Source organism: Scandinavium hiltneri, from assembly GCF_024764835.1.
Taxonomy (GTDB): Bacteria; Pseudomonadota; Gammaproteobacteria; order Enterobacterales; family Enterobacteriaceae; genus Scandinavium; species Scandinavium hiltneri.
The window spans coordinates 220,362-231,489 of record NZ_JALIGE010000069.1; the positions used below are offsets into that span (position 1 = coordinate 220,362).

Here is an 11,128-nt window from a genome sequence, read left to right on the forward strand (position 1 = left end):
TGTGGCAAATTAGGCATATAACGACGCCATAATAGCTCGATTTACGCCCCCTGTATAATTCCCACCATCAATGACTCCGCACCATTCATTCATCAAACCAATCAAGATTTCAGCTGTATTATTTTATTTAGATTTTACTCATATAGTAACAATTGAGGCTTACCTTCTTTAGATATCTCTACATTAGCATGGCATTACTTCCCGTAAGGAAGGCAGAGTATAAAAACAGCTTAAAGGATTATTAAAATGAAAAGAAAAGTACTGGCACTCGTAATCCCTGCGTTATTAACTGCAGGCGCAGTTCACGCAGCAGAAATTTATAACAAAGATGGCAACAAACTTGATCTGTACGGCAAAGTTGATGGCCTGCACTACTTCTCCGATAACAGTGGTGCAGACGGCGATCAGTCCTACATCCGTCTTGGCTTCAAAGGCGAAACTCAGATTACCGACCAGCTGACCGGTTACGGCCAGTGGGAATACAACGTTCAGGCGAACAACACCGAGGGCTCCAGCGATCAGGCATGGACTCGTCTGGGCTTTGCGGGTCTGAAATTCGGCGACTACGGTTCATTCGACTACGGTCGTAACTACGGCGTACTGTACGACATTGAAGGCTGGACCGACATGCTGCCAGAGTTCGGTGGCGACTCTTACTCTAAAGCCGACAACTATATGACCAACCGTGCTAACGGTGTGGCAACCTACCGTAACAGCGATTTCTTCGGTCTGGTTGATGGCCTGAACTTCGCGCTGCAGTATCAGGGTAAAAACGAAAATCCTGGCGATGGCGAAGGCACCAACAACAGCAATGGCCGTGACTATCGTAACGCGAATGGTGACGGTTTCGGTATCTCCACCACCTACGACATCGGCGCAGGCTTCAGCGCTGGTGCTGCGTACACCACTTCCGATCGTACCAACGACCAGGTTAACTATGGTCGTGGCGACAACATGGATGCAGGCGGCGAGAAAGCTGAAGCATGGACTGCCGGTCTGAAATATGATGCGAACAACATCTACCTGGCAACCATGTACGCGGAAACCCGTAACATGACCTCCTATGGTAGTGATGGCAAGTCTTACGCTAATCATCCAGATGAAGACGGCGGTATCGCGAATAAAACTCAGAACTTTGAAATCACCGCACAGTACCAGTTTGATTTCGGTCTGCGTCCGGCGGTTTCTTACCTGCAGTCTAAAGGTAAAGGTCTGAACTCCTCCTATGGCGATGACAAAGATCTGGTTAAATATGTTGATGTGGGCGCGACCTACTACTTCAACAAAAACATGTCCACCTATGTTGATTACAAAATCAACCTGCTGGATAACGATGATCAGTTCTACAAAGATAACGGCATCAACACCGATGACGTTGTAGCATTGGGCCTGGTTTACCAGTTCTAATGTAGTCGAAGTTTGTTGTAATAAACCCGCCGTTATCGGCGGGTTTTTTTATGCCTGAAAAACACAATCAGAAATCGCGTTGAGGCTGAGAATGAACTTAATTGGGCCTTAATCTTCCCTACAAATGACATCAAATTACCTAGCGAGTTCACTTTATTATCCCATTGAGAAAGAAATGACCATCTAAAATGTAACAGTGAGGGATAAGTTCAATCTTTTTTCTACCGCACAATATGGATAAAAATGATTGTCGTAAGGTTGTTTATTACCCACTTTCAGCCTACTGCAACAAATCCGGAACTGAATTTTTAATACCGTTCGTTTTTCTTCCGGTTTTACTGTTCTAGAGTGAATTCATCAAAACAGGAGATGAAATCATGAACAGTGTCCACACCTGGCTGCGCAACCTCAGAGCCACCTGGCTGCAAGAACCGACGGGTAGCAATCACCTTGGTCCGTTGTATCTGACCCCAGCGCAACGCTACGCGCTGCTGAAAGAACTGATGATGCCCATCAGCGAAATCAAAAAACCCGGCAAGTAAACGCATTGCGGCATAAATCACGCTGGTATTCGGCGCTGTAATCCGTACCATACACGCCAGACTTTCGCCAGGGCAGCCGCAGATTATTGCTACAATCCATCAATGATCCCGGTGTTCGTCAGTGCTCCTGACGCTGGCTGCCATTTACCTACGACCAGAGCCATCATTACATGTCGCAAAATCAAGAAACGAGCAAGAAAGACCAGTACAACCTGAACAAACTTCAAAAGCGCCTGCGTCGTAACGTGGGCGAAGCCATTGCCGACTACAACATGATTGAAGAAGGCGATCGCATTATGGTGTGCCTGTCCGGCGGCAAAGACAGCTACACGATGCTGGAAATTTTACGCAATCTGCAGCAGAGCGCGCCGGTGAACTTCAGCCTTATCGCGGTTAACCTCGATCAGAAGCAACCTGGCTTCCCGGAACACATTCTTCCGGCTTATCTCGAGACGCTCGGCGTTGAGTATAAGATTGTCGAAGAGAACACCTACGGCATCGTGAAAGAGAAGATCCCGGAAGGCAAAACCACCTGCTCACTGTGCTCACGTCTGCGCCGCGGCATTCTTTACCGCACAGCCACGGAGCTTGGCGCGACTAAAATCGCCCTCGGCCATCACCGCGATGATATCCTGCAGACGCTGTTCCTGAACATGTTCTACGGCGGAAAAATGAAAGGGATGCCACCGAAGCTGATGAGCGACGACGGAAAGCACATTGTCATTCGCCCGCTGGCCTATTGCCGCGAGAAAGACATCGAACGTTTCGCCGAAGCGAAAGCGTATCCGATCATTCCGTGCAACCTCTGTGGCTCCCAACCTAACCTGCAACGTCAGGTAATTGGCGATATGCTGCGTGACTGGGACAAACGTTATCCAGGCCGTATCGAAACCATGTTTAGCGCGATGCAAAACGTGGTGCCTTCGCATCTGTGCGATACCGAAATGTTTGACTTTAAAGGTCTGAAACACGGCGCAGAAGTCGTGAACGGCGGCGATTTGGCGTTCGACAGAGAAGAAATCCCGTTACAGCCTGCTGGCTGGCAGCCGGAAGATGAAGAAACGGATATTCTCGCTAACCGTCTCGATATTGTCGAAATCAAGTAAGCGCCACACTCGATGATTAAGCCCTCTTCGCGAGGGCTTTTTTATGTCCGTTTGTTAGCCAAACGGCGGCGGATCGATAATCGGATGCGGGTCTGGATCGCCAGGCGGATCGGGCAGCGGTTGAGGCCGTGGAATGGGGTCAGGCACTGGCACGGGATCGGTGGGAATCGGGTCGCTAAGTCTCCACGTCATTTTTGCCTCCAGTTCTTTGGGTGTTCTTTAAGGGTAGTTGTTCTGGAGTATGAGGCAAAAAAGGTTCATCGCGGTTAAGCGTGAACCAAAAAAAAGCCGACTTATCTAAGTCGGCGTCGTACGAATCAATATGTGCTATGCAGTAATTCAAAAAAAGGAAGTAAGACAATATGGAGCGCAACGCCCATCGCTTGACGTTGCATTCACCTGCGAGAAAGATATTGCCCTGAATGGGTAGAGCGTTTATTGACCTCGCTCAAATTTGGCGGCGTTTTTAGGGGCATAAGTTGTCATAAAGCCTATTTTTTACAACCATTTACTGCGGTGTAACCACCACGCAACACCACCAATCAGCACCACCAACCCGATACAGAACAGCGAAAAGCCGAAATGCCAGCCGCCGCCTGGAATTCCGCCAAGGTTAACGCCAAACAGCCCCGTCAGGAACGTGCTCGGCAGAAACACCATCGCCATCAGCGACATGGTATAGGTTCGGCGCGATAAGGATTCCTGCATCACCTGCGCGATTTCATCGGTCATCACCCCTGTTCGGGCGATACAGGCGTCAATTTCATCCAGCCCACGGCCGAGTCGGTCAGAGATATCCTGCATTCTGCGGCGCTGATCGTCATTCATCCACGGGAAACGTTCACTTGCTAAGCGCGCAAAGACGTCTCGCTGTGGCGCCATATAGCGGCGCATCACAATCAGCTGTTTGCGAAGCAGAGCCAAAAAACCGCGCGGGGGAATTTGCTGATCGAGCAGATTATCTTCGAGGTCGATGATTTTATCGTGCAGCTCCTCGATGAATTCACTGGCATGATCGGTCAGGGCATCGCAGACATCTACCAGCCAGCCGCCACAATCGGTGGGGCCAGTACCCTCTTCCAGATCTTTTACCACGTCGTCAAGCGCCAGCACTTTACGCTGGCGCGTCGACACAATCAGGCGCTCGTCCATATACAGACGCATCGCCACAAGCTGATCCGGACGCTCATCGGTGCTGCCGTTGATGCAGCGCAGCGTAATCAGCGTCCCTTCTCCCATGCGCGTCACTCGAGGGCGGACGCTATCGCCTGCCAGCGCATCGCGCACGCTGTTTGGCAGCAGTGGTGTCGTCGCCAGCCATTCTGCACTTTCAGGATGGGTATAGTTGAGATGCAGCCAGCATGGGTTCTCTTTATCGATAGCCCTGTCATCATCCAGCGGGATAACTCCGCCTTTTCCGTCCAGCATCCAGGCAAAAACCGCATCAGGTACGTTCACATCGGCTCCCTTAATGGCTTCCACAACGCCTCCATTAATCTTCTGAATGTGCAATGAAGTCTAGCCCCGCGAGGGCAATACGCAAAATGCCGCCCCGGCATCGCACTGAATTCGTTCATGAAAGCAGAATTATCTGGCAGGTCGATGCGCAGTGCAATGTGCAAATCGTTAACAAGAATGAAATATCGGGAGCGCGAAATAAAACGGGCCTGCCAAAGCAGACCCGTTAAGCAAGAATTATGTGCAGTTAAAACGAGTGCCGGTAGTTTCTTTCATTGCCGATTATAACCGCAGACACTGGCTGTGGCGTTATCACCGGAGCGACTGGAGCTGGCGCATCGTTGCCAAGGCGGAAATTCCGTGTCCGGGTCTGCAATTCCACGACCTGATGTTTTAAGACATCTGACGAGCCAGCTAATTCCTCTACCACCGCAGCGTTACTCTGCGTCACTTTTTCCAGTTCAGATAAAGCCTGCGCTATTTGTTCAATTCCTTTTTCCTGTTGCAGCGTCGAGCAGGAAATTTGCTCCATCAGATTACTCAATAATCCGGAGCCAGAAACAATCTCCTGCATATTTTTCTCGGCTTCGGCAACAATACTGGCCCCTTGGGTCACGTTATCGCTGGTGACGCTGATCAGGGTTTTAATATTTTTCGCCGCCTCGGCGCTGCGATGAGCCAGATTTCGCACTTCACCGGCCACTACCGAAAATCCTTTTCCGTGGTCGCCCGCCCGCGCCGCTTCTACCGCTGCGTTAAGTGCCAGAATATTGGTCTGGAACGCAATGCCGTCAATCAGGCTAATAATTTCCGTCATTTGACGGGCGCAGTCGGTAATAGACTGCATATTGGTCGCCACTTCACCCATCAATTCGCCGCCTTTACGGGCGCAGAGCGTAGCATCGCCCGCACGCCCGCTGGCAAGACGGGTATTTTCCGCATTGTTTTTGGTGCTGGCGGCGATCTCTTCCATGCTGGACGCGGTCTGCATCAGGGTTGCAGACTGCTGCTCAGATGTCACCGAGAGTTCTGCACTGCGATTCGCCAGTTGCTCAGATAAGGTCATTGCGATTTGGGACGATGCGCGGATCTCCGATACCAGCGTCGATATATTCGTCGACAGACTATTAATACCTGGAATTAATCGCCCGGCACAGTTATTGCCAAATTCAGGAATATACACCGATAAATTACCTGCCGTGACTTCATCAATGCTGCGCTTTACCGCATTAATTGGCGTTACCAGATATTTAGTCATATAAAACCATAATGATGATATCGCCACCAGCCATGAAAGATTAAACATGACCATTACCGCTGTACTCGCGGATAACAGAACGGATAAAATATCCACAATGAAGAAAGTCACCAATAAAAACATCAATATGAATGTTCTGACGCTAATATTTCTTAACATAATCAGGCTCACAGAGATACTCGGAGGGGTGATATGGTTATAGCAGTTGCTTTCACCATTTCAATATAATTTCCATTGCAAATTAATATTCACGCTTTAAAATTGAGAATTTGACTTTAGCGAATTATTTATCTGACACGCCAGCACGCTACCAATATTTTATCCTGACAATCAATGTTTAACGTCAATAACGCGATAGTTTATCGCCCAACCAGCCTCACAAATCGCACTTCATTTTACTGGCACTATATAAAATTTAAGTGATACTTAAGTCTTAGTGTACTGTCTGCACAATATTTTTTACCTTTCAGTAAAAAATAAAAACCGCAGATTCAATCAAAAGAAATACGGCATTTCTTCTCCTTTATTTCATTGGCATCGCCTGAGGATTTGCCGTTACATTACTTTAACAATCTTAAAAAGAAGTGGATTGCATGATGCTGTACGTTTCGTGGGACCCGGTTCTGGTCGGTATTTCCTTTTTAGTCGCCTTTATTGCGTCATTTGTGGCGCTGGACAGTGTGGCAAAGATTGCCGCTTCCAATAAAAAAGCGGCCCTTTTCTGGCGCCTTGCCGGCGGTTCAACGCTGGGCATTGGGATCTGGTCGATGCATTTTATTGGCATGCTGGCGATGAAAATGCCGATGATGATGCATGACAACACATCAGCATGAAATCGTCGAAATCTGGACTCTGGCAACCCCTGTCGGTGAATTAGCGCTGCGCTGTCGGCTGACGTTAGCCACTTTTCCAGGCCTGGCGCCAGTCATCCTGTTTGAAGGGGCGAACATTCCTCACGCGGCAACGGAAAACTATGCCCGTTCCGCCAGCTATAGGTCTGGCCGTCACAATTTCTACCAGCACTTTTTCATGACCACTACCGCGCCAATGCTGCTTATCGACACCGCTCGCGATGGGCTGATAATCGATGCAAATCTCGCGGCGTTGCATTTTTACGGTTGTCGCCGGGAAGAGATGTGTCTGAAGCACACCAGGGAAATCAACACCCTGGGACGTCAGGTGCTACCGGTAATGGCAGATATTCGTGGCAGCGCCACAAAACTGAGCGGTGATGGCCTGCCCGGCTTTACCGTCAGCATCGACGTGGCACGTTATCAGGCACAAGAGACAATCGATGAACTTTTCAAACGCGTCGATAAAGCGCTTTATCAGGCCAAACATGACGGGCGCAACAGAGTTCTGGCGGCATAAAAAAACCGCCTACCGTAAAGTGCCCAATTTTCGGGGTTCACTTCACGCAGACGGTTTTGATGCACATTGGCGTCAATGGTGCTTGTACTCTCCGGCGCTGTGCTGAGGCCCGATTCGCCCGGCTTCCACCAGGATCTCTTCTATTAATTCCTCAAGACACTCTTTCCCATGCTTGTCGCACACCAGATGCACTTGCCTGAAAATTTCTTCTGCCTTCATACCATCGCACAGTGCGGATTTCAGCATGATCGCGGCCCATCGTTTTGCTTCAGAATGCGTCAACATATCCCCTCCTGATACAGGATATGCTTAAAGCGTAGTCTGCGGGCGCGCCTTTATCCACATCCCGTGAAGGGTTTTAGATTATTCCTCAATCAGGGTCAAAAAGAAGCTTACCGCCTCATCCGGCGACAACAGCTCTTCCCTGATGATGAGGTGCAAAGGTGTCGCCCGACGAACACCATGACTCAGCGGCAACACCTTGAGGCTGCCCGTTTCAAGCTGCGAACGGATATGCGCTTGCGGCAGCCATCCGTAGCCCACTTCTGACATCACGGCCTCAATGGCCGCATCGACAGTGGAAAATGTCCACGCATCATCGGCGGTGACAGAACTCTCGCGACTGTCGGCCATGCGAATCAGCGGATAGAGGCTCAATATTTCCGCTGTCAGCGGTGCAGGCGTCGCAAAGAGTGGATGCTCAGGATGGGCAACCGCGACAAAATCAATATTCATCAGCCATTCCCCGCGCCCGTTAACGTCCTGGCGACGGGTGACAATCAAGATATCTGCTTCGGTAAAAACCTCCGCATCCCGCTGAGTACTCTCCAGCACCTCAGTAAGTTGCACCTGTATGCGCGGATAGGCCTGCTGAAATTTGCGCAAGATGGCGAACAGCCGCCCGCGAGGAAAAATGCTATCTACTACCAGCTTCAGCCGGGTACGCATCCCATCCTGCAAATTAGCCGCCCGCATCTCAACGTGTGAAAACGCATTAAGCAAGGGTCGGACCCGGTTTAGAAGCTGCTCTCCCGCCGGGGTCAATACCGCCCGCCGCCCTTGCGGAATCAGCAATGTAACGCCGAGACGCTCCTGTAATAGTGACAGGTTATAACTGACCGATGACTGGCTACGATGCAGGGCATCAGCTGCACGGGCGAAACTCCCCAGAGCCACCACTTTTTCCAGAATCGCCCATTGTTCGAGAGTTGTTTTTTGCATTATTCATCTAAATATCGAATGATTATCATCTTAAATTAGCGTTATTCACCCATATTTTAAAGGATTAAGATAATCTCAACTTAAGAAGGAGCACATTATGAGCACATTCGACAGACATGATTTAAGCGGTTTTATCGGCAAACATCTGGTGTATACCTATGATAATGGCTGGAATTACGAGATTTATGTGAAGAATGGCCAGACGCTGGATTACCGTATTCACAGTGGCCTGGTGGGAAATCGCTGGGTGAAAGATCAGCAAGCCTGGATTGTTCGCGTTGGCGAAAGCACCTACAAAATTTCCTGGACGGAGCCAACCGGAACTGACGTCAGCCTGATAGTGAATCTCGGCGAAAAACTGTTCCACGGCACCATCTTCTTCCCACGTTGGGTGATCAATAATCCGGAAAAAACAGTCTGTTTCCAGAACGATCACATTCCGCTGATGGAATCTTATCGTGATGCCGGTCCCGCCTACCCGACCGAAGTGATTGATGAATTCGCCACCATCACCTTTGTGCGAGACTGCGGAGCGGATAACGACAGCGTCATTGCCTGTGCCGCCAGCGAATTACCGGCTGATTTTCCGCAAAATCTGGCGTAATACGTCACGATGTTAAGTAATATCAGAAAGGCAGCAGGCGCGAGTGAAATCGCGCCTGCTGTTTTTTACGAAGGGAAATCAATGCTTGATGATGTACATCGTGCGGCTGTACGCCACGTCTTCCGGGTTATCGATTGGATAGCCCTTCAGCCACGGTTTAATCAGACGTCCATTGGTGTACTGATAAATCGGCGCAATCGGAGCCTGAGCCGCAATGATTTTCTCGGCTTCGTTATAGTCGTCATTACGCGCTTTTTCGGTAGTTTCCAGCGTCGCCTTGTTGATAACTTTGTCGTACGCAGGATCGTTAAAGCGAGAAATGTTCCCGCTGTGCGTGGAGGTCAGCAGCGACAGGAAGGTTGACGGCTCATTATAATCCCCTACCCAGGACGCGCGGATCACGTCAAAGTTTCCGGTGTTGCGGCTGTCGATGTAGGTTTTCCACTCCTGGTTTTGCAGCTTCACATCAACGCCCAGATTTTTCTTCCACATCGACGCCACCGCAATGGCGATTTTCTGGTGGTTTTCAGAGGTGTTGTACAGCAGCGTCAGTTTCAGCGGACGCCCCGGCCCATAGCCTGCGGCAGTTAGCAGCGTTTTCGCCTGCGCATTCAGCTCTTCCTGACTCATTTTTTCCGCGGCCGTTGGCTGCGGCGTAAAGCCCGAAGTCACGTCCGGGGTAAAGTGCCAGGCGGGTTTCTCGCCGGTGCCGAGCACTTTTTCCGCCATGATGCGACGGTCTATAGTCATACTCAACGCCAGACGCACGCGAGAATCCGCGGTTGGCCCCTTTTGGGTGTTAAACGCGTAGTAGTACGTCCCTAACTGCGGCGGCGTATAGACCTGGCCCGGAATGTCTTTCAGCAACTGTTTGTACTGATTTTTTGGGAACGATTCGGTGATATCAATATCGCCTGCCAGATAGCGTTTCGTGGCGTTCGATTCCTGGTTAATCGGCACAAACGTCACCTGCTTGATGACGGTTTTGGCGTTATCCCAGTAGTTTGCGTTTGGCACAACCACCAGCTTTTCATTCACCACCCGCTCTTTCAGCACGTAGGCGCCGTTACCGATAAGCTTGCCAGGGCGGGTCCAGTTCGGATCGCTTTCGACGTTGGCTTTTTGCACCGGATAAAGGGAGAAGTTGGCGGTCAGGTTCACGAACCACGGCAGCGGTTTATCCAGCTGAACGCGCAGGGTTTTAGCATCGACTGCGGTCACGCCGAGCTTATCCGGCGTCGCTTTGCCATCGATAATATCCTGCGCATGGGTAATGCCCGCCAGAGCGGCAAACCAGGCAAATGGCGACGTCGTTTTAGGGTCAACCAGGCGCTGCCAGCTGTAAACGAAGTCCTGTGCGGTTACCGGCGTGCCGTCGGACCATTTTGCGTCATCGCGCAAAGTGAAGGTCCAGGTGCGGTTATCGTTGGTCTGCCATTTGGTCGCCACGCCCGGGATAATATTGCCTTTCCCGTCCTGGTTCACCAGGCCTTCAAACAGGTCGCGGATCACCTGAATTTCCGGTAACCCCACCGCCTTCGCCGGATCCAGCGACGCAGGCTCATCTTTAATGTGACGAACCAGCACCTGCTGCTGCGCCAGTACGGTTCCCTGCGGAACATCGGCCGCAAAGGAAAGAGAAGAAACGCCACTCAGCGCCAACGCAAAACAGATAGACGATACAGGAAACTTCATGGGATCCCCTTGTTCCAATAAACCAAGCCAACTTAGTCGGGTAATTATTTGTTTCAACAGGAGGAATTGCAAACGACTTGTGGCAATAAATTGAAGGAGATAGCGAAAAGTGTCAGCAATGCACCCCATTCCGCCCTGAACAGGCACGAAATCATCATGACGATTGTTCGCATGTTATTCGATGACTTCGTGATAGGATAAAACTCCCTCATTCGAGACCACCGTCACTTCCCCTGATTGTGGCTTCAAATTAAAGCCGTCTGCCTCAAAATTCGTCTCACGCACACGATGCTCTGCCCGGGATAGTTAGCCCTGTTTGTCTTCCCGCGGCGATCCCTGAAGTGCATTCCGACTCAACGTCGGTGTTCTATACTTAAGAGTTATTCCGGCAGCTGTTAAATCCCCGATGCCTCACGCCCATCTTGAGAGAACGTTTCTGAACTGATTTCGCAACTGCTCCTGCGCG

Annotated in this window: 11 protein-coding genes and 1 pseudogene; 6 read left to right on the top strand and 6 right to left on the bottom strand. The window is 50.4% G+C overall.

The features are described 5' to 3' along the window. Positions 1-246 precede the first annotated feature (246 nt). From ompC to ttcA, 3 genes are all read left to right on the top strand, one after another. Positions 247-1,407: a porin OmpC gene (gene ompC / locus MUU47_RS05540; RefSeq protein ID WP_258987184.1), complete on the top strand. Its 1,161-nt coding sequence runs from the start codon at positions 247-249 to the stop codon at positions 1,405-1,407. Positions 1,408-1,784: 377 nt separating this feature from the next. Further along, positions 1,785-1,949 (top strand): hypothetical protein, encoded by a 165-nt coding sequence (locus MUU47_RS05545; protein ID WP_258987187.1) that lies wholly within the window; start codon positions 1,785-1,787, stop codon positions 1,947-1,949. A gap of 170 nt (positions 1,950-2,119) precedes the next feature. Beyond that, complete coding sequence (gene ttcA, locus MUU47_RS05550; RefSeq protein WP_258987189.1) at positions 2,120-3,055, top strand: tRNA 2-thiocytidine(32) synthetase TtcA; 936 nt, start codon at positions 2,120-2,122, stop codon at positions 3,053-3,055. A gap of 54 nt (positions 3,056-3,109) precedes the next feature. Here ttcA and ynaL read toward each other — a convergent pair whose 3' ends face one another. The 3 genes from ynaL to MUU47_RS05565 all read right to left on the bottom strand — a co-directional run bounded on the left by ynaL (position 3,110) and on the right by MUU47_RS05565 (position 5,930). Continuing rightward, a complete protein-coding gene (gene ynaL / locus MUU47_RS05555) occupies positions 3,110-3,247 on the bottom strand; it encodes a proline-rich small protein YnaL (RefSeq protein ID WP_159774631.1) in 138 nt (45 codons plus the stop codon). A 306-nt stretch (positions 3,248-3,553) separates the two neighbouring features. Beyond that, complete coding sequence (gene zntB, locus MUU47_RS05560) at positions 3,554-4,537, bottom strand: zinc transporter ZntB (RefSeq protein WP_258987191.1); 984 nt, start codon at positions 4,535-4,537, stop codon at positions 3,554-3,556. A 223-nt stretch (positions 4,538-4,760) separates the two neighbouring features. Continuing rightward, positions 4,761-5,930 carry a methyl-accepting chemotaxis protein gene (locus MUU47_RS05565; protein WP_258987193.1) on the bottom strand — a complete coding sequence of 390 codons (1,170 nt, stop codon included), beginning with the start codon at positions 5,928-5,930 and terminating at the stop codon, positions 4,761-4,763. Between the two features lie 437 nt (positions 5,931-6,367). On the opposite strand from MUU47_RS05565, the pseudogene MUU47_RS05570 reads away from it, so the two are divergent. Next, positions 6,368-6,586 (top strand): annotated as a pseudogene (locus MUU47_RS05570) (MHYT domain-containing protein); the annotation flags it as partial. Between the two features lie 376 nt (positions 6,587-6,962). Then, positions 6,963-7,142, top strand: a complete 180-nt coding sequence (locus MUU47_RS23480; RefSeq protein WP_258987259.1) for a diguanylate cyclase domain-containing protein — start codon at positions 6,963-6,965, stop codon at positions 7,140-7,142. 72 nt (positions 7,143-7,214) lie between these two features. Here MUU47_RS23480 and MUU47_RS05580 read toward each other — a convergent pair whose 3' ends face one another. After that, positions 7,215-7,427 carry a hypothetical protein gene (locus MUU47_RS05580; protein WP_258967510.1) on the bottom strand — a complete coding sequence of 71 codons (213 nt, stop codon included), beginning with the start codon at positions 7,425-7,427 and terminating at the stop codon, positions 7,215-7,217. Between the two features lie 78 nt (positions 7,428-7,505). Continuing rightward, positions 7,506-8,363: a LysR family transcriptional regulator gene (locus tag MUU47_RS05585; RefSeq protein ID WP_258987194.1), complete on the bottom strand. Its 858-nt coding sequence runs from the start codon at positions 8,361-8,363 to the stop codon at positions 7,506-7,508. A 94-nt stretch (positions 8,364-8,457) separates the two neighbouring features. Between MUU47_RS05585 and MUU47_RS05590 the strand changes: the two genes are divergently transcribed. Then, positions 8,458-8,967, top strand: coding sequence for a phenolic acid decarboxylase (locus MUU47_RS05590; RefSeq protein WP_258987260.1), 510 nt, complete (start codon positions 8,458-8,460; stop codon positions 8,965-8,967). A gap of 78 nt (positions 8,968-9,045) precedes the next feature. Here MUU47_RS05590 and MUU47_RS05595 read toward each other — a convergent pair whose 3' ends face one another. Beyond that, on the bottom strand, positions 9,046-10,662 hold the full coding sequence (locus tag MUU47_RS05595) for a peptide ABC transporter substrate-binding protein (protein WP_258987195.1): 1,617 nt from the start codon (positions 10,660-10,662) through the stop codon (positions 9,046-9,048). Positions 10,663-11,128 lie beyond the last annotated feature (466 nt).